The organism is Xanthomonas sp. NCPPB 2250, from assembly GCF_056725265.1.
Window position 1 is genome coordinate 540,046 of sequence record NZ_CM161520.1, and the last position, 21,887, is coordinate 561,932.

At 68.8% G+C, this 21,887-nt stretch carries 22 protein-coding genes; 15 read left to right on the plus strand and 7 right to left on the minus strand.

Annotated features, from left to right (window positions below):
- Nucleotides 1-128 precede the first annotated feature (128 nt).
- From AC1PMG_RS02370 to AC1PMG_RS02395, 6 genes are read left to right on the plus strand one after another with little or no spacing between them, the layout of a single operon-like run.
- The gene (locus tag AC1PMG_RS02370) at nucleotides 129-605 is read left to right on the plus strand and encodes a DUF2244 domain-containing protein (RefSeq protein ID WP_481111591.1); all 477 of its coding nucleotides are present in this window, start codon (nucleotides 129-131) and stop codon (nucleotides 603-605) included.
- 20 nt (nucleotides 606-625) lie between these two features.
- Nucleotides 626-1,627: a cytochrome c oxidase subunit II gene (gene coxB, locus AC1PMG_RS02375; protein WP_481110521.1), complete on the plus strand. Its 1,002-nt coding sequence runs from the start codon at nucleotides 626-628 to the stop codon at nucleotides 1,625-1,627.
- 31 nt (nucleotides 1,628-1,658) lie between these two features.
- Nucleotides 1,659-3,269, plus strand: a complete 1,611-nt coding sequence (gene ctaD, locus AC1PMG_RS02380; protein WP_017908421.1) for a cytochrome c oxidase subunit I — start codon at nucleotides 1,659-1,661, stop codon at nucleotides 3,267-3,269.
- Nucleotides 3,269-3,400 (plus strand): hypothetical protein, encoded by a 132-nt coding sequence (locus AC1PMG_RS02385; protein ID WP_481110522.1) that lies wholly within the window; start codon nucleotides 3,269-3,271, stop codon nucleotides 3,398-3,400. Before ctaD ends, AC1PMG_RS02385 begins: the two co-directional genes overlap by 1 nt.
- Nucleotides 3,397-3,987: a cytochrome c oxidase assembly protein gene (locus AC1PMG_RS02390; RefSeq protein ID WP_160968820.1), complete on the plus strand. Its 591-nt coding sequence runs from the start codon at nucleotides 3,397-3,399 to the stop codon at nucleotides 3,985-3,987. Before AC1PMG_RS02385 ends, AC1PMG_RS02390 begins: the two co-directional genes overlap by 4 nt.
- Nucleotides 3,988-4,006: 19 nt before the next feature.
- Complete coding sequence (locus AC1PMG_RS02395; RefSeq protein ID WP_010341611.1) at nucleotides 4,007-4,888, plus strand: cytochrome c oxidase subunit 3; 882 nt, start codon at nucleotides 4,007-4,009, stop codon at nucleotides 4,886-4,888.
- A gap of 237 nt (nucleotides 4,889-5,125) precedes the next feature.
- Here AC1PMG_RS02395 and AC1PMG_RS02400 read toward each other — a convergent pair whose 3' ends face one another.
- Nucleotides 5,126-5,344: a twin transmembrane helix small protein gene (locus AC1PMG_RS02400; RefSeq protein WP_160968816.1), complete on the minus strand. Its 219-nt coding sequence runs from the start codon at nucleotides 5,342-5,344 to the stop codon at nucleotides 5,126-5,128.
- A gap of 30 nt (nucleotides 5,345-5,374) precedes the next feature.
- On the opposite strand from AC1PMG_RS02400, the gene AC1PMG_RS02405 reads away from it, so the two are divergent.
- The 5 genes from AC1PMG_RS02405 to AC1PMG_RS02425 all read left to right on the plus strand — a co-directional run bounded on the left by AC1PMG_RS02405 (nucleotide 5,375) and on the right by AC1PMG_RS02425 (nucleotide 10,625).
- Nucleotides 5,375-6,133 (plus strand): SURF1 family protein, encoded by a 759-nt coding sequence (locus AC1PMG_RS02405; protein ID WP_481110523.1) that lies wholly within the window; start codon nucleotides 5,375-5,377, stop codon nucleotides 6,131-6,133.
- 27 nt (nucleotides 6,134-6,160) lie between these two features.
- Nucleotides 6,161-6,736 carry a hypothetical protein gene (locus AC1PMG_RS02410; RefSeq protein ID WP_481110524.1) on the plus strand — a complete coding sequence of 192 codons (576 nt, stop codon included), beginning with the start codon at nucleotides 6,161-6,163 and terminating at the stop codon, nucleotides 6,734-6,736.
- 10 nt (nucleotides 6,737-6,746) lie between these two features.
- Nucleotides 6,747-7,910, plus strand: a complete 1,164-nt coding sequence (locus AC1PMG_RS02415; protein ID WP_481110525.1) for a COX15/CtaA family protein — start codon at nucleotides 6,747-6,749, stop codon at nucleotides 7,908-7,910.
- On the plus strand, nucleotides 7,907-8,800 hold the full coding sequence (gene cyoE, locus AC1PMG_RS02420) for a heme o synthase (RefSeq protein WP_017907662.1): 894 nt from the start codon (nucleotides 7,907-7,909) through the stop codon (nucleotides 8,798-8,800). The genes AC1PMG_RS02415 and cyoE overlap by 4 nt, the downstream gene beginning before the upstream one ends.
- 88 nt (nucleotides 8,801-8,888) lie before the next feature.
- Nucleotides 8,889-10,625 carry a methyl-accepting chemotaxis protein gene (locus tag AC1PMG_RS02425; RefSeq protein WP_481110526.1) on the plus strand — a complete coding sequence of 579 codons (1,737 nt, stop codon included), beginning with the start codon at nucleotides 8,889-8,891 and terminating at the stop codon, nucleotides 10,623-10,625.
- A 168-nt stretch (nucleotides 10,626-10,793) separates the two neighbouring features.
- Here AC1PMG_RS02425 and AC1PMG_RS02430 read toward each other — a convergent pair whose 3' ends face one another.
- Complete coding sequence (locus tag AC1PMG_RS02430) at nucleotides 10,794-12,380, minus strand: thioredoxin family protein (RefSeq protein ID WP_481110527.1); 1,587 nt, start codon at nucleotides 12,378-12,380, stop codon at nucleotides 10,794-10,796.
- Between the two features lie 200 nt (nucleotides 12,381-12,580).
- On the minus strand, nucleotides 12,581-13,570 hold the full coding sequence (locus AC1PMG_RS02435; RefSeq protein WP_481110528.1) for a bile acid:sodium symporter family protein: 990 nt from the start codon (nucleotides 13,568-13,570) through the stop codon (nucleotides 12,581-12,583).
- Nucleotides 13,571-13,818: 248 nt separating this feature from the next.
- On the opposite strand from AC1PMG_RS02435, the gene AC1PMG_RS02440 reads away from it, so the two are divergent.
- Nucleotides 13,819-15,027 carry a lipase family protein gene (locus AC1PMG_RS02440; protein WP_481110529.1) on the plus strand — a complete coding sequence of 403 codons (1,209 nt, stop codon included), beginning with the start codon at nucleotides 13,819-13,821 and terminating at the stop codon, nucleotides 15,025-15,027.
- A gap of 102 nt (nucleotides 15,028-15,129) precedes the next feature.
- On the opposite strand, the gene dnaG is transcribed toward AC1PMG_RS02440, so the two are convergent.
- The 4 genes from dnaG to rpsU all read right to left on the minus strand — a co-directional run bounded on the left by dnaG (nucleotide 15,130) and on the right by rpsU (nucleotide 18,910).
- Nucleotides 15,130-16,872, minus strand: a complete 1,743-nt coding sequence (gene dnaG / locus AC1PMG_RS02445) for a DNA primase (RefSeq protein WP_342074827.1) — start codon at nucleotides 16,870-16,872, stop codon at nucleotides 15,130-15,132.
- 73 nt (nucleotides 16,873-16,945) lie between these two features.
- Nucleotides 16,946-17,860, minus strand: a complete 915-nt coding sequence (locus AC1PMG_RS02450) for a YihY/virulence factor BrkB family protein (protein ID WP_342074826.1) — start codon at nucleotides 17,858-17,860, stop codon at nucleotides 16,946-16,948.
- A gap of 141 nt (nucleotides 17,861-18,001) precedes the next feature.
- A complete protein-coding gene (locus tag AC1PMG_RS02455) occupies nucleotides 18,002-18,448 on the minus strand; it encodes a GatB/YqeY domain-containing protein (protein WP_481110530.1) in 447 nt (148 codons plus the stop codon).
- 246 nt (nucleotides 18,449-18,694) lie between these two features.
- Nucleotides 18,695-18,910 carry a 30S ribosomal protein S21 gene (rpsU, locus tag AC1PMG_RS02460; protein WP_003465342.1) on the minus strand — a complete coding sequence of 72 codons (216 nt, stop codon included), beginning with the start codon at nucleotides 18,908-18,910 and terminating at the stop codon, nucleotides 18,695-18,697.
- Between the two features lie 122 nt (nucleotides 18,911-19,032).
- On the opposite strand from rpsU, the gene tsaD reads away from it, so the two are divergent.
- The 3 genes from tsaD to AC1PMG_RS02475 all read left to right on the plus strand — a co-directional run bounded on the left by tsaD (nucleotide 19,033) and on the right by AC1PMG_RS02475 (nucleotide 21,853).
- Nucleotides 19,033-20,115: a tRNA (adenosine(37)-N6)-threonylcarbamoyltransferase complex transferase subunit TsaD gene (gene tsaD, locus AC1PMG_RS02465; RefSeq protein WP_481110531.1), complete on the plus strand. Its 1,083-nt coding sequence runs from the start codon at nucleotides 19,033-19,035 to the stop codon at nucleotides 20,113-20,115.
- A gap of 71 nt (nucleotides 20,116-20,186) precedes the next feature.
- Nucleotides 20,187-20,540: a dihydroneopterin aldolase gene (gene folB / locus AC1PMG_RS02470; RefSeq protein WP_160957823.1), complete on the plus strand. Its 354-nt coding sequence runs from the start codon at nucleotides 20,187-20,189 to the stop codon at nucleotides 20,538-20,540.
- 110 nt (nucleotides 20,541-20,650) lie between these two features.
- The gene (locus tag AC1PMG_RS02475) at nucleotides 20,651-21,853 is read left to right on the plus strand and encodes a mechanosensitive ion channel family protein (protein ID WP_481111592.1); all 1,203 of its coding nucleotides are present in this window, start codon (nucleotides 20,651-20,653) and stop codon (nucleotides 21,851-21,853) included.
- Nucleotides 21,854-21,887 lie beyond the last annotated feature (34 nt).

A 21,887-nucleotide genomic window follows, 5' to 3' on the forward strand; every position in this document is an offset into this window, starting at 1 on the left:
GAACGTAAATCTTGTTGCGCTACAGCATTTTTTGTGGTGAACGCGCGCTTGCCGCCGCGCAGGCCGGGGGCTACCATCCAGGCGTGCTCGCGGCTCGAGTACGAGCGGTTCGGAAGCGGCGGTTCGACATGATCGAAATGTTTCCGTTTTCTCCGGAGGGGTCGGGTACGCAGCTGCGGCTGCGACCGCCGCGGGCGTTGAATGCCCGGCAATTCGTTCTGTTGTTCGTCGCACTGGCCGGGGCGATGTGGGCCGTGGCTGGGCTGGGGTGGCTCGCCGGCAATGTGTTTGCGCCTGCGTTCGCCCTGTTGCACAGCATCGTGGTGGCGCTCGCGCTGCATTGCTCGTGGCGCGGCGGCGAGCGCGAAGAGGATATCCGGGTGGGTCCGGCCTGCGTGGAAGTGACCCGTCCGAATGCAGGAACGCCGGCGTTCCGCGCCCACCCGCATTGGGTGCGGTTGCGGATCGAAGGCGACGACAGGGTGGTGCTGGCATCCAGCGGCAAGCAGGTCCGGGTCGGCGAATTCCTCGGCCCCGACGAACGCCGGCAACTGGCGCAGACCCTGGAAGGCTTGCTCGCGGCCGTGACCGGCCGCAACCGATGACGCTCCAAGGGGTCTAGGCAATGAAGCAACGCGGCGGGTGGGTGCAACAGGCGGTCAGGGGCGGGATGGCGTTGGCGGCGGCGATGGCCGCACCGCTGGCGTGGGCACAATCGGCCGATCCCAAGCCGTGGCAGCTCAACATGGGCAGGGGCGTCACCCAGAGCGCGCGCAACGCCTACGACGCGCACATGGTCGCGTTGTGGGTGTGCGTGGTCATCGGCGTGCTGGTGTTCGGCGCGATGGCCTACGCGATCTTCAAGTTCCGCAAGTCCAAGGGCGCGGTGCCGGCGCAGTTCAGCCACAACACCAAGGCCGAGATCGTGTGGACGGTGATTCCGGTGCTGATCCTGATCGTGATGGCGTGGCCGGCCACCGCCAAGTTGATCGCGATGTACGACACCCGCGATGCCGAGATGACGGTGAAGGTCACCGGCTACCAGTGGATGTGGCGCTACGAATACCTGGGCGAGAACGTCTCGTTCACCAGCCGCCTGGCGCGCAGTTCCGACCGCCTGCGGCAGAGCGGCGCGGTGCCGACGGCCGAGCACGACCCGCACTACCTGCTGGACGTGGACAACCGGCTGGTGCTGCCGGTGAACACCAAGGTGCGCTTCGTCATCACCGCCGACGACGTCATCCACGCCTGGTGGGTGCCGGCGCTGGGCTGGAAGCAGGACGCCATCCCGGGGATCATCAACGAGGCCTGGACCAGCATCGACACGCCCGGGGTGTACCGCGGCCAGTGCGCCGAACTGTGCGGCAAGGACCACGGCTTCATGCCGATCGTGGTCGAGGCGGTGAGCAAGCAGGACTTCCAGAAGTGGCTGGCATCGCGCAAGCCGGCGCCCGCCGCTGCGCCCGCGCCGGCCACGCCGGCCACGCCGGCGGCGGCCCCGGCTGCTGCGCCGGCCACGGCCGAACCCGCTGCCGCGCCCGCCGACGCCCAGGCGCCGGCAGCGCCGCCGCAGGCGCGGCTGTCGCGTCCTCGTTCCGACTCGCACCTGACCGTGCAAGCCGCCTGATCTCCAGCATTCCTTTTCTGAGGTAGCCGCCATGGCCCATTCGGCAGTCGATCACCACGACGAGCACGGGCATCAGCAGAGCTTCGTCGAGCGTTGGTTCTTCTCGACCAACCACAAGGACATCGGCACGCTGTACCTGCTCTTCAGCTTCACCATGTTCGTCATCGGTGCGGCGATGAGCGTGGTGATCCGCGCCGAACTGGCGCAGCCGGGCCTGCAGTTCGTCAAGCCCGAGTTCTTCAACCAGATGACCACCGTGCACGCGCTGGTGATGATCTTCGGCGGGGTGATGCCGGCGTTCGTCGGCCTGGCCAACTGGATGATCCCGCTGCAGATCGGCGCGCCGGACATGGCGCTGCCGCGCATGAACAACTGGTCGTTCTGGCTGCTGCCGGTGGCCTTCACCCTGCTGCTGCTGACCCTGTTCCTGCCCGGCGGCGCGCCGGCCGGCGGCTGGACCATGTATCCGCCGCTGATGCTGCAGGGCGGCTACAACGTCGCCTTCTCGGTATTCGCCATCCACGTCGCCGGCATCAGCTCGATCATGGGCGCGATCAACATCATCGCCACCGTGCTCAACATGCGCGCGCCCGGCATCGACCTGCTGAAGATGCCGATCTTCTGCTGGGCCTGGCTGATCACCGCGTTCCTGCTGATCGCGGTGATGCCGGTGCTGGCCGGCGCGGTGACCATGCTGCTCACCGACAAGTTCTTCGGCACCTCGTTCTTCAGCGCCGCCGGCGGCGGCGACCCGGTGATGTACCAGCACATCTTCTGGTTCTTCGGGCATCCCGAGGTCTACATCATGATCCTGCCGGCGTTCGGCGTGATCAGCGAAATCATCCCGACCTTCAGCCGCAAGCCGCTGTTCGGCTACCAGGCGATGGTCTACGCGATCGCGGCGATCGCGTTCCTGAGCTTCATCGTCTGGGCGCACCACATGTTCACCGTGGGCATGCCGTTGGGCGGCGAGATCTACTTCATGTTCGCCACCATGCTGATCTCCATCCCGACCGGGGTGAAGGTGTTCAACTGGGTCAGCACCATGTGGCAGGGCTCGATGACGTTCGAGTCGCCGATGCTGTGGTCCATCGCCTTCGTCATCCTGTTCACCATCGGCGGTTTCTCCGGGCTGATGCTGGCGATCGTGCCGGCCGACTTCCAGTACCACGACACCTATTTCGTGGTCGCGCACTTCCACTACGTGCTGGTCACCGGCGCGGTGTTCGCGCTGATCGCGGCGGTGTACTACTGGTGGCCGAAGTGGACCGGGCGCATGTACAACGAGGCCTGGGCCAAGTTCCACTTCTGGTGGACGATGCTGTTCGTCAACCTGCTGTTCTTCCCGCAGCACTTCCTCGGCCTGGCCGGCATGCCGCGGCGCATCCCCGACTACAACGTGGTGTTCGCCGACTGGAACCTGGTCAGCTCGATCGGCGCGTTCGGCATGTTCGTGACCCCGTTCCTGATGGCCGGCATCCTGCTGGCGTCGCTGCGCAACGGCGCACGCGCCGAAGCGCGTTCGTGGGAAGGCGCGCGCGGTCTGGAGTGGACGGTGCCGTCGCCGGCGCCGGCGCACACCTTCACCCTGCCGCCGGTCATCAAGCCCGGCGACCTGGCCCACGACGACATCAGCCACTGATGACCGCGCAACCGCCGCTCGACGACCTGGTCCTGCGCCGCAAACGTGCGGTGCGCACCGCGCTGGTGGTCGGCGCGGTGGCGCTGGCGATCTACGTCACCTTCGTCCTCTCGGGGGTGCTGGGCCGATGAACGCGCCAGCGCCGCAGGTGCACAGCAGTGCCGGGCTGTTCAAGCTGGTCGGCGTGGCGCTGGCGGTGTTCGTGCTGACCTTCTCGCTGGTGCCGCTGTACCGCATCGCCTGCGAGAAGGTGTTCGGCGTGCGCCTGGAGCGCGGCCCCGGCGAAGGCCCGCAGGCCGGCAAGCCGCTGGCGGGCAAGCGCACGGTGACGGTGCAGTTCGATGGCGGGGTGAACTCCAAGCTGCCGTGGTCGTTCCATCCGGAGCAACTGACCATGCAGGTGGTGCCGGGCGAGCTCAACGAGGCGCTGTACTACGCGCACAACGATGGCGCGCACGCCATCGTCGGCAGTGCGGTGCCGTCGGTGGCGCCGGCACGCGCCTCCGGCTACTTCACCAAGACCGAGTGCTTCTGCTTCACCGCGCAGACCCTGCAGGCCGGCGAGAAACGCGACATGCCGGTGCGCTTCATCGTTGACCCGAACCTGCCCAGCGACATCTCCACCATCACCCTGTCCTATACCTTCTACAAGAACGATGCGCTGAGCGCGGAACTGGGATCGCCGAAACTGGCCGGTTCCGCGCGCGCGGCTCCCTGACCCGACCGGAATGCCTGCCATGGCCCAGCCCAGCACCGACGCCACCGCCAACGCCTACTACGTGCCCAGCCAGAGTCGCTGGCCGTTCATCGGCTCGATCGCGATGTTCGTGACTATGATCGGCGTGGCCAGTTGGCTCAACGACGCGTCCTGGGGCAAGTGGACCTTCTTCACCGGCATCGCGATGCTGGTGGCGACGCTGTTCATGTGGTTCGGCGACGTGATCCGCGAATCGATCGCCGGGCACTACAACCGCCAGGTCGACGTGTCGTTCCGCATGGGCATGGTGTGGTTCATCTTCTCCGAGGTGATGTTCTTCGGCGCCTTCTTCGGTGCGCTGTTCTACACCCGCACCTTCATCCTGCCGTGGCTGGGCGGCGAGGGCGACGGGGTGATGACCAACGCGCTGCTGTGGGACGGCTACTCCGCCGCCTGGCCGACCAACGGCCCCGGCGGCATCGGCGGCCAGTTCCAGACCATCCCGGCCTGGGGCCTGCCGCTGATCAACACGCTGATCCTGCTCAGCTCCGGCGTGACCCTGACCATCGCCCACCACGCGCTCAAGGCCGGCCAGCGCACCCGGCTGATGGTGTTCCAGGCGCTGACCGTCGCGCTGGGCTGCACCTTCCTGTACTTCCAGGCCGAGGAGTACATGCATGCCTACAAGGAGCTCAACCTGACCCTGGGTTCGGGCATCTACGGCTCGACCTTCTTCATGCTCACCGGCTTCCACGGCGCGCACGTGCTGCTGGGCACGATCATGCTGCTGGTGATGCTGCTGCGGATCAGCCGCGGGCACTTCAGCCGCGACAACCACTTCGCCTTCGAAGCGGCGGCGTGGTACTGGCACTTCGTCGACGTGGTGTGGCTGGCGCTGTTCCTGTTCGTCTATGTGCTTTGACGGCGGGGATTGGGGAGTCAGGATTGGGGATTGGTGGGTTCCTGCGCGTGCCGGCGTCTCTGGCGGCGGCATCGTTGTAGGAGCGGCTTTAGCCGCGATGCGTTACCGGTAAGGCGTCGCGGCTGAAGCCGCTCCTACAAGGAATAGCGATTTTTACTGGCGGCTTGCGTGCACGGTGCATATGCGGACGGCATGCTGCCATCCCGAATCCCGAATCCCGAATCCCGAAAGCAACGTCTACCGCCCGAGCCCATGGGGCTTGATCGTGCCCGTATAGATGCCCAGGATCACCAGCAGGATCAGGCACACCGATAGGCCGATGCGCCAGGTCAACGCGTTCACCGTGCGCTTGCTCTGGCCGCGGTCCACCAACAGGTAGTACAGGCCGGCGCCCAGGTTCCACAGGATGAGCAGCAGGAACGCGACGATCAGCAAAGTCTTCAGCGAGTCGTTCATGGGCGTCTCGGCACATGGTGTGTCCGCATTATGACCCTCGCCGCTGCCTCGCGCGTGGATGCGCGCCGGCGCATGCCGTTGTGGCTGGGCTGGAGCGTAGCGTTGGCGGTAGCGCTGGGCTTCTGCGCGCTGGGCCGCTGGCAACTGCAACGCATGCACGAGAAACAGGCGCTGCTGGCGCAGGCGGCACATGTGCGTGATCGCCCGCAGACGCTGGCCGATGCGCTGCGCGCGACGCCGCCGGGACAGTTGCGCTGGGTGCATGGCGCCGGCCGCTTCCTGCCTGGCCAGATCCTGCTCGACAACCAGCTGCGGCAGGGCCGCAGCGGGGTGAAGGTGTACCAGCCGTTCCTGGCCGACGGCGCGGCGGCGCCGCTGCTGGTGGAACTGGGCTGGCTGCCGCTGCCGGCCGATCGCGCGCTGCCGGCGCCGGCGCCACTGCAGGGCCGCTACACGCTGGTCGGCCTGCTCGGACCGGCGCCGTCGCATGGACTGGCGCTGGGTCCGGCGCTGGTCGCGGCGCCGTCGCCGCAGCGCTGGCTGGCGATGCGCATCGAGCCGGGAGCGATCGGCGAGGCGCTCGGCCGCCGCGACATTTTGTCGCAGGTGCTGCGGCTGGATCCGGCCCTGCCGCTGGGCTATCCGCGCGACCTGGACCTGCTGCCGAACACGCTGCCGCCCGAGCGCCACTTGGGTTACGCGGTGCAATGGTTCGGCCTGGCGCTGGCGGTGCTGGTCACCGCGGCGCTGCTCAGCTGGCGCGCGCGCAGGGGACGGGGCGGGCGCTGAGCGCGCGCGCATGAGAAAATCCCCGGCATGAATGCTCCCACCCCGGCCCCGCGCCCGGCGGCCGCACGCGGCCGCTGGCCGCTGATCGTGTTGTTCGTCCTGTTCTTCGGCTCGATGCTGGTCGCCGGCGCGTTGCGCTTTTCCGGCTGGCAGCCGGCCGCCAGCCGCAACCACGGCGAACTGCTGCAGCCGCCGGCCGATCTGCGCGCGCTGCAGCCGCGGCTGGCCGACGGCCGCGTCTACGCCTGGGAGCCGCAGCGGCGGCTGTGGCGCATCGCGCTGGCGCCGCCGGCGGACTGCGGCAGCGCCTGCGATGCGCTGGCGCGCGACCTGGACAAGGTCTGGCAGCTGTTCGGCCACGACGCCGACCACGTGCAGATCCTGTGGATCGGCACGCCGCCGGCCGCCGCCCAGGCCCTGCCGCAGGTGCAGGCGCTGCGCGCGGATCCGGCGCTGCTGGCGGCGCTGCCGCGGGTGCGCGATGCGGCCGGCGTGCCGGTCTACGTCATCGATCCGAACGGTTTCGTGGTGCTGCGCTATGCCCCCGGGTTCGACCCGGCCGGGCTGCGTGCGGACCTGGCGAAACTGCTGAAACTCCTGTGAGCCGCTCCCTATGACCTTGTTCGCGCGCCCGGCGCTGTTCCGGCATTTCCACCGCATGGCCTGGCTGGCGGCGCTGTTCACCGCCAGCACCATCATGTTCGGCTCGTTCGTGCGCCTGTCCGATGCGGGCATGAGCTGCCCGGACTGGCCGACCTGCTACGGCCGCATCACCTGGCCGCAGACCAGTGCCGAAGCCGACACCCATGCCGCCAGCAAGATCCGGCCGCTGGAGACGCACAAGGCCTGGCGCGAGCAGATCCACCGCTTCCTGGCCGGTGCGCTGGGCGTGGAGGTGCTGGTGCTGTCGCTGCTGGCGGCGCGGCGGCGCCGGCTCGGCATCGCCCAGATCGTCACGGCGGCGGCGCTGGTGGCGCTGTCGATCCCGCTGTACATGTCCGGCTGGCCGGGGCTGGCGATGCTGGTGGCGGTCGGCGGCGAGGCGATCCTGCTGCTGGCGGCGCTGCGCTGGTCCAACGACGACCTGGCCCGTGCCGCGGTGCTGACGCTGTCGGTGGTGATCTTCCAGGCCTTGCTGGGCATGTGGACGGTGACCCTGCTGCTCAAGCCGATCGTGGTGATGGGGCATCTGCTGGGCGGCTTGCTGATGTTCTCGCTGCTGGTGTGGATGGCCTGGCGCGCCACCCACCTGCCGATCACCCTGGCCGATGCGCCACGCCTGAAGTGGCTGCTGCGCCTGGGCGTGGCGGTGCTGGTGCTGCAGATCGCGCTGGGCGGCTGGGTCAGCGCCAACTACGCGGCGCTGGCCTGCGGCGGCGGCAGCTGGTCGGCCGACAACTTCCCGCGCTGCGTCAGCCAGTGGTGGCCGCCGCACGATTTCCGCGAGGGCTTCACCCTGTGGCGCGGCATCGGCGTGGACTACGAAGGCGGCGTGCTCGACGGCGCGGCGCGCATCGCGATCCAGATGGCGCACCGGATGATGGCGGTGGTGGTGGCGGCGTACCTGCTGTGGCTGAGCTGGCGCCTGAGCCGCACGCCGGGCATGCGCGGCTGGGCCGCGGCGCTGGCGCTGCTGCTGGTCGCGCAGGTGTGCCTGGGCATCCTCAACGTCAAGCTCGCGCTGCCCCTGCCGGTGGCGGTGCTGCACAACGCCGGCGCGGTGGCGCTGCTGTTCGTGCTGGTGTCGTTGCTGGCGCGCTTGCGGGCGCCGCAATGAGCGCGCACCGCGTCCATTGGCGCGACTACTGGGACCTGACCAAGCCCAAGGTCGTGGCGCTGATCGTGTTCACCGCCCTGGTCGGCATGTGCCTGGCGATTCCGGGGCTGCCGACCTGGGCGCAGGTGCGCACCGGCCTGCTCGGCTTCTTCGGCATCTGGCTGGCGGCCTCGGCGGCGGCGGCGATCAACCAGTTGCTGGACGCGCGCATCGACGCGCAGATGGCGCGCACCTCCTGGCGCCCCCTGGTGGTGGGCAAGGTGCTGCCGTGGCAGGTGCTGCTGTTCGCCACCCTGCTGACCGCGCTGTCGATGACCGTGCTGGTGGTGTGGGTCAACTGGATCACCGCGGTGCTGACCTTCGCCTCGCTGATCGGCTATGCGGTGATCTACACGGTGTTCCTCAAGCGCACCACGCCGCAGAACATCGTCATCGGCGGCCTGGCCGGCGCGGCGCCGCCGCTGCTGGGCTGGGCCGCGATCACCGGCATGCAGGGCCAGTGGGACTGGGCCTATGCCTCGCTGCTGGTGCTGATCATCTTCGTGTGGACGCCGCCGCACTTCTGGGCGCTGGCGATCTTCCGCCGCGCCGACTACGCCAAGGCCTCGATCCCGATGCTGCCGGTCACCCATGGCGTGGCGCATACCCGCCGGCAGATCCTGGTGTACACGGTGCTGCTGGTGGTGGTGACGCTGCTGCCGGTCGCGGTGGGCATGAGCGGGGTGTTCTACCTCGGCGGCACCCTGGTGCTGGACGCGGTGTTCCTCTGGTACGCCTGGCGCATGCTCGACCCGCCGGACGAGATGTTCTCGATGCGCATGTTCGGCTACTCCATCGTGTACCTGATGGCGCTGTTCGCGTTCCTGCTGGTCGATCACTGGATCGCCTGAACCGCGCGTTCAGCCCCCCGCTCAAGTGTTGTCGGTCGTGGTCGCTACCGTACGAACGACCAAAATCGGCAAAGCCGCGGAGACACGTATGTGGGGCAAGAGCAAGCAAGACGCGGCGAAGCTGCAGGCACTGACCGAGCGCCTGCGCGAGGCCGAGGCCGACCGTGACCGCGCCCGTGCGCAGGCCGACAGTGCCCTCGCCAATCTGGACGACATGCACGTCCGTTTCGACCTGGTCACCAAGGCGACCACCGACGGCCTGTGGGAAATGCGGGTGATCGCCGGCGATCCGATCAACCCCGCCAACGAATTCTGGTGGTCCTCGCAGTTCCGCGCGATGCTGGGCTTCTCCTCCGAGCTCGACTTCCCCAACGTGCTCGACAGCTGGGCCTCGCGCCTGCATCCGGACGACAAGCAGGCCACGCTGGACGCGTTCGCCAAGCACCTGGGCGACCGCAGCGGCCAGACTCCGTACGACGTGGACTACCGCCTGCAGCTGAAGAACGGCCAGTACCGCTGGTTCCGCGCGATCGGCACCACCCAGCGCGACGCCCAGGGCTTACCGCTGCGGGTGGCCGGCGCGCTCACCGACATCACCGAGCGGCGCGAGCGCGAGGCGTTCCTGGACGTAGTCCTGACCCGCTTCGAGCTGGGGGCGGACATGCTCAACGACGGCCTGTGGGACATGAGCGTGGTCGCCGGCGATCCGATCAATCCGTCCAACGAGTTCTGGTGGTCGGCGCAGTTCCGTTCGCTGCTGGGCTTCGCCTCCGAGGCCGAGTTCCCCAACGTGCTCGACAGCTGGTCCTCGCGCCTGCATCCGGAAGACGCGCAGCTCGCGCTCAACGCGTTCGCCGCGCACCTCAACGACCGCACCGGCCGCACCGGCTTCGACATCGAATACCGCCTGCAGCTGAAGAACGGCGAGTACCGCTGGTTCCGCGCGCGTGGCCTGACCAAGCGCGCCGCCGACGGCACCCCGCTGCGCGCGGTCGGCGCGTTGCTGGACATCCATGCCGCGCGCCAGCTCGGCGAAGCAGCGCACACCCTGCAGACGGCAGCGGCGGAGATGGTCGACGACAACAGCGACCTGGCCCGGCGCACCGAGCAGCAGGCCGCGGCGCTGGAAGAGGCGGCCAGCTCGATGGAAGAGATCACCGGCACCGTGCAGCGCAATGTCGAGCACGTCGGCCACGCCAACCGCCTGGTGGACGGCGCCAGCGACGTCGCCCAGCGCGGCGGCGACGTGGTGCGCGACGTGGTCCAGACCATGGCCGGCATCGAGAGCGCGTCGCGCAAGATCGCCGACATCATCAGCGTGATCGACGGCATCGCCTTCCAGACCAATATCCTCGCCTTGAACGCGGCGGTGGAAGCGGCACGCGCCGGCGAGCAGGGCCGCGGCTTCGCCGTGGTCGCCACCGAAGTGCGCAGCCTGGCCCAGCGCTGCGCCGATGCGGCCAAGGAAGTGCGCGGCCTGATCGCCGGCTCCAGCGAGCAGGTCGATCGCGGTTCGGCGCTGGTCGCACGCGCCGGCGCCACCATGGAGGAACTGCTCGGCTCGGTGCGCGAAGTGCAGCGCATCATGACCGACATCGCCGGCGCCAGCCGCGAGCAGAGCGCCGGCATCGGCCAGGTCAACCAGATCGTGGTGCAGATGGATACCGCCACGCAGCAGAACGCGGCGCTGGTGGAAAAGATGGCCGAAGCCGCACGTGCGCTGGAAGGGCAGGCGCAAGGCCTGAATGCGCATACCAGCAGCGGCCGACGCCCCGGCAGCCAGGGCGCCGCTCAGCCGGTGGCGCCGGTCCGCGTGGCGGCCTGACCGGAGCCGGCGGCGCGCGCGTTTCGCGCGCCGCCAACGCAAGGCGGTTGCGACCGCCTGCGCGCCGCGTTGCACTGTCGCAGTGCCGATGCCGGGACTGCGACGGCGCCGGTGCAGCGGTCTTGCTCGCGTGGAAGCGTGATGCGGCCGGTGGCGCGCCTTGCGCCCTCACCCCAACCAATGCTGGCAGGTGTCGCCTGCCTGGCTGCCGCAGCTCTGCTGCATCTTGTGCTGCAGCCGCGCGAGCACCGCGCTGCCGTCGTGGCCCTTGCTCCAGGCCTGCAGGGTCTTGGCCAGGGTGTCGAAGCGTTGCCGGGTGCGCTGGTGATAGCCATCCGGCTGGCCGGCCAGTTCTCCGATCACCTGGCCGGCGGCCGCCTCGATCGCCGCCGCATTGTCCGGCTGCAGCCGGACCAGCCCATCGACATAGAGCACGCCCCACTGCACGCGGGTGGCCGGGCCTTGCGCGCTCTCGTAGGCCTTCTTCAGCCAGAAAAGCGCCGTCTGCTTGTCGCCGCGCGCCTCGGCCAGGCCGGCCAGTTCCGGCATGTAGTAATACGGCGTCTTGCTGCGCTGGAGTTCGGCCAGCAGCAGTTGCTCGGCGCCGGCGCTGTCGCCGGCCTCGTCCAGCAGGCCGGCGGCGCTGCTGATCGTGGACTGGCGTTCGTAGTCGGTCGTGGCGGCCTGCTCGGCCCATTGCACACGCTGCTGCACCTTGGCGACCACCGCCGGCGGCAGCGGCGGATGCGGTCCGTCGCCGGCATCGGCCGGCTGGCCTTGCGCCAGGCGTGCCAAGGCGATGTCCGCGGCGGCGGTGTCCAGGCGATCGCTGATCGGCAAGCTGCTGTCGGCGTAGACCTGGTCCAGCGCATGGGTCAGTGCGGCGGACAGCGTGTTGCGCTCGGCGGCGTCGCTGGCCGCGGCCTGCACCAGCTCGCGCGCCGCATAGGTCAGTGTGCTGCGGTTGGCGCGCACTTCGGCCGGGTCGGCCAGCACCGCCTGCAGCAGTGCGCGGTCGGCGGCGCGGTGCTTGGCATCCACCTTGGCAGCCTTGGCCGGATCCTGCGCGGCCAGCGCCAGCAACGCGAAACGGCGCTGCAAGGCCGGCTGCGGCGCGGCCGCGGCCAGGCGCGTGAGCACGTCGGCCGCCTGACCCGGCTTGACCAGTTGGGCCGCATCCACCGCCCAGCCGTATTCGCCGAGCAGGGTCCAGTCGTCGGCGCCGAGCGTGGCCGGCGCCTTCAGCGCTTGCTGCAGCAACTGCGCCGAGGTGGTGGTGCGGGTCGCGGCCACGCGCAGGGCCTCGGCCAGGCGCACGGTATCGCTGTCGCCGGCCAGGCGGGTGATCTCGCTGCGGTCCGGGCGCAGCACGATGATGGTCGGATAGCCCTTGATGCCGAAGCGTTCGCCCCAGGCCTGCGCGCCTTCCGAATCGCCGTCCAGGTGCACCGCGACGAAGGCGCGGGTGCGGGCGATGAACGCCGGGTCCTTGAACAGCGTGGCCTTGAGCCGATTGCAGGGCGGGCACCAGGCCGCGCCCCAGTACAGCAGCACCGGCTTGTCGTGCTCGCGCGCTTCGGCGAAGGCGTCGTCGACGTCGCCCTCGCGCCAGGCGATGCCGGCGCTGTCGGCGGCAGGTGCCGCTGGGGCGGCCTTGGGTGCGGCAGGCGCGGGCGGTTGCTGGCAGGCGCTCAGCGCCAGCAGCGCGGCCAGGCTGGCGGAGATCGTCGCGGAACGGCGGAACATGCGGCTCATGGGGGCACCGGGTGGGGAGGGAGACACGGCGCCGGCCGTGCCGGCCGTCTACTGTACGCAGCCGCCGCCGTCATCGCACATGCCGGCTGCGCATCTGCATATGCCGCCCGCGCGGGTGCTGCGCGGCGCATGACACGCGTTTGCGGCCGCGTCGGCGCAGCGTGCCTGCAGCGCCCGCGACCGCCCCTTGCCGTTCGCCGCTAGCCGGTCGCTTCTGCCTTCGCCGCGCGCGCGTAGCGTTGCGCGATCACCGCGCAGACGATCAGCTGGATCTGGTGGTAGATCATCACCGGCAACACGATCGCGCCGAGGCTGCCGCTGGCGAACAGCACCTTGGCCATCGGCACGCCGGTGGCCAGGCTCTTCTTCGAGCCGCAGAACACGATCGGAATCTCGTCCTCGCGGGAAAAGCCCAGGCGCCGTGCGCCGAATGTGATCAGCGCCATCGCCAGCGCCAGCAGCACCGCGCCGACCACGGCGACGCCGAGCAGTGCCGGCAGCGGCGTCTTGCGCCACAGGCCTTCGACCACCGCGGCGCTGAACGCGGTGTACACCACCAGCAGGATGGTGCTCTGGTCGGTGTAGCGCAGCACCGCGCGGCGGCGTTCGACCCAGCCGCCGATCCAGCGCTGTAGCAGATGGCCGGCGACGAACGGTACCAGCAGCTGCAGCATGATCTTGCCCATCGCCTCCAGCGGATTGGACATGGCGTTCTGCGCGTCGGTCAGCACGCCCATCAGCAGCGGCGTCAGGAACACCCCGAGCAGGCTCGACAGCGAGGCGCTGCACACCGCCGCCGGCACGTTGCCGCCGGCCATCGAGGTGAAGGCGATCGACGACTGCACCGTGGACGGCAGCGTGCACAGGAACAGCACGCCGATGTACAGGTCCGGGGTCAGCAGCCAGTGCGACAGCGGCTTGAACAGCAGGCCCAGCAGCGGGAAGAGGATGAAGGTGGCGGCGAAGATGGTCAGGTGCAGGCGCCAGTGCAGCGCGCCGGCGACGATGGCCTCGCGCGACAGCCGCGCGCCATGCAGGAAGAACAGCGCGGCGATCGCCAGATCGGTGACCACGTCCATCACCGCCGCCGCGCGCCCCTGCACCGGCAGCAGCGAGGCCAGCAGCACCGTGCACAGCAGCGCCAGGGTGAAGGGTTCGATGCGCAGGCGCGCGAGCCAGGACTTGAGCATGGGGAAAAATCGAGCGGGGGAGTCGTGCATTTTAGAAAGCATGGCGCTCGCGCGCGAATCCGGACGCACCACGTAGACAACTCGCAGACATGTTGCGCTGCCGGGCGTTTCGGTCAAATGCGCGTACCGGCAGCTTGCTAGATTGCGGCCACCCGGTCGATGGGGAGCGCGCCGGGCACGCAGGCGCGTCGTGCACGCGTTTGTGCTTCCCGCTCCTCCAGGCATTGCCACGGATTAGGAGCTTGCACATGTCGTACGACCAGTATCAGACCGTTTTCGCGCTTTCGAGCCTGGCCAACTGGGTCAGCCGCCGGCATGGCGTCGCCTCGGCGATACAGGCCGACTATCAACGGGTGTTGCATGCAACGCTCGGTTCGGAGCCGGCAAAAACGGCGATCGGTACCTGGGACGTGGTGTGGGGACCGCAAATCTGGCAAGCGAAGGATTCGGTGCGCTCGGATAACGCGATGTTCGTCGCCAAGTCGAGCGACGTGAATGGCATTGCCGGCGATGTGTATGTGGTGGCGATCTGCGCGACCAATTCGTCTTCGCCCTACGATTGGTTGGTGGAGGATTTCGACGTCGCTTCCACGGTCGAATTCGCGAAATACGACCCGTTGGCGTCGTCTCGACCCGTTGCGGCGGGCAAGCTGATTCTGCCGAAGACCCCCGTCGTTTCCATGGGGACCGCCCTGGGTGTCTGGCACCTGCTCAATATGGTGAGTCCCGCCTCGGCGGCGGCCCCCGGCACAACGCTCGACGCGTTCCTGAAAACCGTGGAGCAAAGCGGCGCAACGGTGATCTTCACCGGGCATAGCCTGGGCGGCGCGTTGTCGCCGACCATGGCGACCTGGTTCAAGAGCAGAGGCCTGCTCGCAGGTTGCAAGGATGTGTACTGCTATGCCACCGCTGGCGCCACGCCGGGAAATGCGGCGTTCGCGGAAGTGTGCGCACAGATGCTGCCGCCGCCGACCATCGGCGAGAAGCCGTATCAGGCATGGAATCACGACATGTGGAATACGCTCGACGTGGTGCCGCATGCCTGGGTAACGGAGATGCTGAGCGAGATCCCTCACATCTACGACAACGGAATGATTCCGGGCGTGGAGGCGTTCGTCTTCCTGGCGCGGATCAATGCGCTGGCGTCCGGCATCACCTATAGCCAGATCGCGAATCAATCCTTGCAGGGGACACGCAGCGGCTCCCCGCCGACGGACACATTCGCGTTTCTCAAGCAGATGGCAATCCAGCACGGAACCGCATACCAAACGCTGATCGCCGATTGGCTGAAGCCGGTCGTGCCGTTGGGTTACGCGCTGCGCAGTGCGGAGATCGATACCGATGCGTTGTTGCAGGTGCAGGCGACCCGTCTGGACGAGGCTGCTGCCGGCATACGCGCGCTACAGGCAAAGGATCGTGCGGCGTTCACAGCGTCCACCGCTGCTGCGGGCGGCTGATGGTCTTGACCGACGGCTGGCTGCAGGGACGATGTTTGGCATCGCGCCGGCCACCTACATTGCGTGGCTGGCGCCGATGCTTGAAGCATTGGCGCATCGCAGCTAATGCAGCCCCGCACGCGCCTTCAACAGTTCCCGCAGCTCGTACTTGTCGGTCTCGTCCAAACCTTGCGCGCGCTGCTTGGCCTGCAGTTCGTCCAGGCGCTGCTGCAGCGTCTGCTTTTCCAACTGCACGACCACGTCATGCAGTTCCTGGCGCCAGCTGGCGGTCTCGCCGGCGATTTCCTGCACCGCCAGCTTCTGCAGCGCGGCCAGTTCCTCGCGTTCGTGGAAGTGTTCGAGCAGGGCGCCGGTGGTGATTTCCGGGCGCGCATGCACGATCTGCAGCAGTTCGATCATCAGCTCGATGCCGGGCAGGCGCAGGCCGGCGAACGGGTAGGGCGGCGGCAGGTCCAGCGCCAGCGACGGTGCCTGCAGCAGGCGCACGATCCCCTCGCGCACCAGGCTGCGCTTGTGCGCCGGGCGCGGCGCGCGCGGCGGCGGCCGGCTCGCCGCGGCCGTGGCGGCCGCCGGTGCGGCGGCGCCGATGCCGGTGAGTTCGGCCAGGCGCTGGCGCATCAAGTCGCCGAAGGCGCCGTCGGGAATCTGCGCCAGCATCGGCCGCGCGCGTTCGGCCAGGCGCGCCTTGCCGTCGAGCGTGCCGAGGTTGATCTCGCGCGAGAGTTCGTCGAAGAAGAACTGCGACAGCGGCGTGGCCTGGACCAGCCGCGCGTCGAAGGCGGCGGCGCCCTCCTTGCGCACGATGGTGTCCGGATCCTCGCCATCGGGCAGGAACAGGAAGAACGCCTGGCGCCCGTCCTTCATCCGCGGCAGCACCGATTCCAGCGCCTTCCAGCCGGCGCGGCGGCCGGCGGCGTCGCCGTCGAAGCAGAAGAACACGTCCGGTGCGTTGCGGAACAGCAGTTCGGCATGGTCTGGCGTGGTCGCGGTGCCTAGCGTCGCCACCGCCTGGGTGACGCCGAACTGGAACAGCGAGACCACGTCCATGTAGCCCTCGACCACGATCAGCCGCTCGATCTTCTGGTTGGCCTGGCGCACCTGCCACAGGCCGTACAGTTCGCGGCCCTTGTGGAACAGCGCGGTCTCCGGCGAGTTCAAGTACTTGGGGCCGTCGTCCTTGTCGAGCACGCGGCCGCCGAAGGCGATGACCCGGCCGCGGCGGTCGAAGATCGGGAACATCACCCGGTCGCGGAACTTGTCGTAGACGTGGCCGCGGTCGTTCTTGGAGAACAGCCCGGCGCGGTCCAGCAGCTTGAGCCGGCGCTCGTCGGTGCCCAGCGCGTCCTTGAGCGCGCCGTAGCCGTCCGGGGCGTAGCCGATCTGGAAGCGCGCGCGGTTCTCCGCGTCCACGCCGCGGCCGTCCAGGTAGGCGCGCGCCTTCTCGCTGCCGTCGAACTGGCGCTGGAAGAACTTGGCCGCCGCTTCCAGCGCGGAGTACAGGTCGCGGTGATCGTCGCCGGCGGCCTGGGCGGCGCCACGCTGCTGGGCGTCGCGCGGGATCTCCATGCCGGCGCGCTTGGCCAACTCGTCGACCGCGTCGAGGAATTCGAGGCGGTCGTAGTTCATCAGGAAGCTGATCGCGGTGCCGTGCGCGCCGCAGCCGAAGCAGTGGTAGAACTGCTTGGTCGGGGACACCGTGAACGAGGCCGAGCGCTCGTCGTGGAACGGGCAGCGCGCCGCGTATTCCTTGCCCTGGCGCTTCAGCGGCACGCGCGTGCCGATCACCTCGACGATGTCGGTGCGTGCAAGCAGGTCGTCGATGAATGCGTCGGGGATGCGGGCCATCCGCATAGGATGCCATGCGCATGCGCCGTCACGCTGGCCGCGCGCGGCCTGCGTGTGGTTCAGCGCCGTGCGGTCAGGGCGTCGGCGGTGCCTGCGCAGCGCTGCGCGGGTCGATCCCGGCAGCGACGAGCTTGCTGTGCGAGCGCAGGCGCTCGTCGATCACCGCGGTGATCAGCGCGCCGACGAAGAACACCACGGTGGCGTAGTAGATCCACACCAGCAGGATCACCAGCGCGCCCATCGAGCCGTAGGCGCTCCCCGGCGCGGCGGTGGCGATGTAAAGGCCGATCGCGTAGCGCCCGGCCACGAACAGGCAGGCGGTGATCGCGCCACCGATGATGGCCTGGCGCCATTCCACCCGGCGGTCGGGCAGGTAGTGGTAGAGCACGGCGAAGGCCAGCACGTAGATCGCCAGGGTCGAGACGTAGCCGACCGCCGGCAGCACCGACGGCATCCGTGCGAACACCACCTGCAGCACGGTGGTCAGGATCATCGAGATCAGCAGCAGGAAGCCCAGCCCCAGCACCACGCCGAAGGAGAACACGCGCTTCTTCAGCCAGGCCATGATGCCGTCCAGGCGCTGCTTGTCGGTGCGGAAGATCAGGTTCAGCGCGTTCTGCAGCTGCGCAAAGACCGCGGTGGCGCCGACGAACAGCAGCAGGGTGCTCCACAGCCCCGCCAGCGAGCCCACGCTGGGCTGGTTCTTGGCGTTGTCGATCACCGTCTGCGCGACTTCGCGCGCGCCGTGCCCGGCCAGTTGCCCGATCTGCGCGATCAACGCTTCCTGCGCCTGCGGATACAGCGAGGCGGTGAGCCACAGCAGCAGCACCAGCAGCGGCGCCAGCGACAGCAGGGCGTAGAACGACAGCGACGCCGCCTGGGTCATCACGTCGATCTCGACGAAGCGCCGCACCAGCGCAGCCGGCAGGCTCTGCTGCAGGCGGTCGAGATGTTTGTGCAGGCGATCGGACGACAGGGGCATGGACATGGGCGCGGGACCTTCGGCGCGCGGCGTCGCAACGCCGGTCCCGCACTGCGCGCAGAAGGGGGCGCGGGCTTGCCGGCGTTGTAGCAGCCCGTCGCCGAAAGGCGGGTGAAGCCCGTCGTACGCGCTAACGTATCGGTGCGGTCAGCCGGCCAACTGCTTCTTGACCAGTACCGAGACCTGGCCCATGTCGGCCTTGCCCGCGAGCATCGGCTTGAGCACGCCCATCAGCTTGCCCATGTCGGCCGGGCCAGCGGCGCCGGTCTGCGCGATCGCCGCCTGGATCGCGGCGACGATCTCGGCCTCGCCCATCTTGCTCGGCAGGTAGCGCTCGATCACCACGATCTCCTCGCGCTCCACCTGGGCCAGGTCGTCGCGGCCGGCGGCCTCGTACTGGCTCACCGAGTCCTTGCGCTGCTTGACCATCTTGTCCATCACCGCGATCACCGCGGCGTCGTCCATCTCCACGCGCTCGTCCACTTCCTTCTGCTTGATCGCGGCGTTGATCAGCCGGATCACGCACAGGCTGTGCTTGTCGCCGGACTTCATCGCGGCCTTCATGTCGTCGGTGAGCTGCTGCTTGAGGGTCATGAGGGGCTCCACAGGGAAGAGAACAGGGGGAAGGGCATTCTAGGCAAGCGCGCTGGCGCTGGCCGTGGCCGAGGCGGCACGCGGGTGCCGAGGAACAGGGATGGGGCCGATGCCCCGCGGGGGGCGGAGCGCCTGGCCCAGGCGGAAGACGCACAAAAAGCCGGCCACGCTTGCGCGTGCCGGCTTCGTGGGCTTACCGTAGCGGATGCCGAAACCGGCACACCCCGCTACCGCAGGCCGCGATCCTCAGTACAGACGCTGGCGCTTGGTGACGTCGCGCGAGGTGCGACGCAGCTGGCGCTTCACCGCGGCAGCGGCCTTGCGCTTGCGTTCCTGGGTCGGCTTTTCGTAGAACTCGCGCTTGCGGGTTTCGGCCAGCACGCCGGCCTTTTCGCAGGTGCGCTTGAAGCGACGGAGCGCAAACTCGAAGGGCTCGTTCTCGCGGACTTTAACGCTGGGCATGGAATCTCCGGGACACAATGGTGACCGGGTCACGCCCGGCGAGCCGCACATTATAGCGACAGTTTCCGCGGCTGCAAGCACCCCGTTTGGCCTGCCGCCGATTCGGCCGCACAATGCAGTCCATGAACGTTCTCGGCATCGAATCCAGTTGCGACGAAACCGGCGTCGCCGTCTACGACACCAGCCGCTCCGGGGCGGCCGCGCTGCGCGCCCACGCGCTGTACAGCCAGATCGCCCTGCACGCCGAATACGGTGGGGTGGTGCCGGAGCTGGCCAGCCGCGACCACGTGCGCAAGCTGCTGCCGCTGATCCGCCAGACCCTGGCCGAGGCCGGCCTGCAGGTGCGCGACCTGGACGGGGTGGCCTACACCGCCGGCCCGGGCCTGGTCGGCGCGCTGCTGGTCGGTGCCGGCGTGGCCCGGGCCCTGGCCTGGGCGCTGGAGGTGCCGGCAATCGGCGTGCATCACATGGAAGGCCACCTGCTGGCGCCGCTGATGGAGGATCCGGACCCGTTGCACGGCGCGCCGGCGCCGCCGTTCGTGGCACTGCTGGTCTCCGGCGGCCACACCCAGTTGATCGCGGTGGAGGCGATCGGCCGTTATCGCCTGCTCGGCGAGACCCTCGACGACGCCGCCGGCGAGGCCTTCGACAAGACCGCCAAGCTGATGGGGCTGCCGTATCCCGGCGGCCCGCAACTGGCCGCGCTGGCCACGCAGGGCACCTCGGGGCGGTTCCGCTTCGCGCGGCCGATGACCGACCGGCCCGGCCTGGACTTCAGCTTTTCCGGGCTCAAGACCCAGGTGCTGCTGGCCTGGCGCGACAGCGACCAGTCCGAGACGGTGCGCGCCGACATCGCCCGCGGCTTCGAGGATGCGGTGGTGGACACGCTGGCGATCAAATGCGAACGCGCGCTGGAGGCCGCCGGCAGCGACACCATCGTGGTCGCCGGCGGCGTCGGCGCCAACCTGCGCCTGCGCGCCAAGCTGCAGGCGATGGCGCAGGCCCGCGGCGGCCGTGCCTGCTTCCCGCGCCCGGCGCTGTGCACCGACAACGGCGCGATGATCGCCTTCGCCGGCGCCCTGCGCCTGCAGGCCGGCCTGCACGACGCCGCGTCGGCTGTGCAGGTGACGCCGCGCTGGGACATGGCGACGCTGCCGCCGTTGGCGGCGGCGCGGGAGTCGGGAGTCGGGATTGGGGATTCGTAAAGCGGCTCACGCGCCGCTTTTGCCGTTGCTCTTACCATTCCCGAATCCCCATTCCCCAATCCCTGCTCCTCATGGATAAAGTCTTCATCGAAGGTCTGGAAATCGACGCGCTGATCGGCATCTACGATTGGGAGCGGCGGATCCGGCAGACGCTGCGCTTCGATCTGGAAATGGGCTTCGACAACCGCAAGCCCGCGGCCAGCGACGACATCGCCGACACGCTCAACTACAAGGCGGTGAGCAAGCGCCTGGTGGAGCTGGTCGAGCAGTCCGGCTACGGCCTGGTCGAGACCCTGGCCGAGCGTTGCGCGGCGGCGGTGCTGGACGAGTTCGACGTGCAGTGGCTGCGGCTGAAGCTGAGCAAGCCGGGCGCGGTGCGCGGCGCGCAGGCGGTGGGGGTCATCATCGAGCGCAGCCGCGCATGACGGTGCAGGAGTTGCCTCCGTTCGCCAGCGCTTCGGTGTCGCTGCCCGGCGCACGTTTCTTCGCCGACCTGCAGCACACCCTGGCGCCGTATCCCTGGGCCTACGACGCGATGGTGATCGTGGCGCTGCTGCTGGCGGCGTGGCTGGCCAACTGGGTGACCAAACGCATCCTGCTGCGCGGGCTGCGGCGGGCGCTGCGCGCCACCGTGCTCAGCGACAAGGAAGTGAAGCTGAGCGTGATCCCGCGCCTGGCCAACGTGATCCCGGCGCTGGTGCTGTCGCTGGGCATCGGCGCGGTGCCGCACCTGCCGGCGGCGATGGTCAGCGTGGTGCGCAACGTCTGCGCCGCCTTCATCGTGCTGACCGTGGCGCTGGCCCTGTCGCGTGTGCTGGACCTGCTCAACCACGTCTACGAGCGGCGCCCCGACGCGCACAACAAGCCGATCAAGGGCTACATGCAGTTGCTCAAGATCGTGCTCGGCGTGGTCGCCGCGGTACTGATGGTGTCGGTGCTGGTCGACAAGTCGCCGGTGATCCTGCTGTCGGGCGTGGGCGCGATGATGGCGGTGCTGATCCTGGTGTTCCAGGACACGCTGCTGTCGCTGGTGGCCAGTGTCACCATCAGTTCCAACGACATGGTCCGCGTCGGCGACTGGATCGAGATGCCGCAGCAGAACGCCGACGGCGACGTGATCGACATCGCGCTGCATACGGTCAAGGTCCAGAACTGGGACAAGACCATCACCACCATCCCGACCAAGAAGCTGATCAGCGACTCGTTCAAGAACTGGCGCGGGATGAGCGAGGCCGGTGGGCGCCGGATCAAGCGCGCGCTGTACCTGGACCAGCACAGCGTGCGCTTCCTCGACGCCGCCGAGATCGAACAGATGCGGCAGTTGACCGTGCTGCGCGAGTACATCGACCGCAAGCGCGATGAACTCGGCGCCTGGAACGGGGCGCTGGCCGAACGCGGGGTGGCGCCGATCAACGGCCGCCGGATCACCAACCTTGGCACCTTCCGCGCCTACGTCGAGCACTACCTGCGCGCCAGCCCGCACGTGCGCCAGGACATGACCCTGCTGGTGCGGCAGTTGGAACCCGGCGCCAACGGCCTGCCGCTGGAGCTGTACTGCTTCGCCAACGACACCCGCTGGGCGATGTACGAGCAGATTCAGGCGGATCTGTTCGACCACCTGCTGGCGATCCTGCCCAATTTCGACCTGCGCGTGTTCCAGGCCTCCAGCGACGCGATGTTCATGGACAGCGCGCGGATCCGCCGCGCCCCGGACGCCATGCCGCCGCCAGTGGCTTGACGGCTGTCACGTCTGCGGGCATGTTGCGGGACAA

What these genes read in the sequence shown, in the direction of transcription:
- AC1PMG_RS02370 (WP_481111591.1), top strand. Translation starts at nt 129, where the DNA reads ATGATCGAAATGTTTCCGTTTTCTCCGGAGGGGTCGGGTACGCAGCTG.
- coxB (WP_481110521.1), top strand. Translation starts at nt 626, where the DNA reads ATGAAGCAACGCGGCGGGTGGGTGCAACAGGCGGTCAGGGGCGGGATG.
- ctaD (WP_017908421.1), top strand. Translation starts at nt 1,659, where the DNA reads ATGGCCCATTCGGCAGTCGATCACCACGACGAGCACGGGCATCAGCAG.
- AC1PMG_RS02385 (WP_481110522.1), top strand. Translation starts at nt 3,269, where the DNA reads ATGACCGCGCAACCGCCGCTCGACGACCTGGTCCTGCGCCGCAAACGT.
- AC1PMG_RS02390 (WP_160968820.1), top strand. Translation starts at nt 3,397, where the DNA reads ATGAACGCGCCAGCGCCGCAGGTGCACAGCAGTGCCGGGCTGTTCAAG.
- AC1PMG_RS02395 (WP_010341611.1), top strand. Translation starts at nt 4,007, where the DNA reads ATGGCCCAGCCCAGCACCGACGCCACCGCCAACGCCTACTACGTGCCC.
- AC1PMG_RS02400 (WP_160968816.1), bottom strand. Translation starts at nt 5,344, where the DNA reads ATGAACGACTCGCTGAAGACTTTGCTGATCGTCGCGTTCCTGCTGCTC.
- AC1PMG_RS02405 (WP_481110523.1), top strand. Translation starts at nt 5,375, where the DNA reads ATGACCCTCGCCGCTGCCTCGCGCGTGGATGCGCGCCGGCGCATGCCG.
- AC1PMG_RS02410 (WP_481110524.1), top strand. Translation starts at nt 6,161, where the DNA reads ATGAATGCTCCCACCCCGGCCCCGCGCCCGGCGGCCGCACGCGGCCGC.
- AC1PMG_RS02415 (WP_481110525.1), top strand. Translation starts at nt 6,747, where the DNA reads ATGACCTTGTTCGCGCGCCCGGCGCTGTTCCGGCATTTCCACCGCATG.
- cyoE (WP_017907662.1), top strand. Translation starts at nt 7,907, where the DNA reads ATGAGCGCGCACCGCGTCCATTGGCGCGACTACTGGGACCTGACCAAG.
- AC1PMG_RS02425 (WP_481110526.1), top strand. Translation starts at nt 8,889, where the DNA reads ATGTGGGGCAAGAGCAAGCAAGACGCGGCGAAGCTGCAGGCACTGACC.
- AC1PMG_RS02430 (WP_481110527.1), bottom strand. Translation starts at nt 12,380, where the DNA reads ATGAGCCGCATGTTCCGCCGTTCCGCGACGATCTCCGCCAGCCTGGCC.
- AC1PMG_RS02435 (WP_481110528.1), bottom strand. Translation starts at nt 13,570, where the DNA reads ATGCTCAAGTCCTGGCTCGCGCGCCTGCGCATCGAACCCTTCACCCTG.
- AC1PMG_RS02440 (WP_481110529.1), top strand. Translation starts at nt 13,819, where the DNA reads ATGTCGTACGACCAGTATCAGACCGTTTTCGCGCTTTCGAGCCTGGCC.
- dnaG (WP_342074827.1), bottom strand. Translation starts at nt 16,872, where the DNA reads ATGGCCCGCATCCCCGACGCATTCATCGACGACCTGCTTGCACGCACC.
- AC1PMG_RS02450 (WP_342074826.1), bottom strand. Translation starts at nt 17,860, where the DNA reads ATGTCCATGCCCCTGTCGTCCGATCGCCTGCACAAACATCTCGACCGC.
- AC1PMG_RS02455 (WP_481110530.1), bottom strand. Translation starts at nt 18,448, where the DNA reads ATGACCCTCAAGCAGCAGCTCACCGACGACATGAAGGCCGCGATGAAG.
- rpsU (WP_003465342.1), bottom strand. Translation starts at nt 18,910, where the DNA reads ATGCCCAGCGTTAAAGTCCGCGAGAACGAGCCCTTCGAGTTTGCGCTC.
- tsaD (WP_481110531.1), top strand. Translation starts at nt 19,033, where the DNA reads ATGAACGTTCTCGGCATCGAATCCAGTTGCGACGAAACCGGCGTCGCC.
- folB (WP_160957823.1), top strand. Translation starts at nt 20,187, where the DNA reads ATGGATAAAGTCTTCATCGAAGGTCTGGAAATCGACGCGCTGATCGGC.
- AC1PMG_RS02475 (WP_481111592.1), top strand. Translation starts at nt 20,651, where the DNA reads ATGGTGATCGTGGCGCTGCTGCTGGCGGCGTGGCTGGCCAACTGGGTG.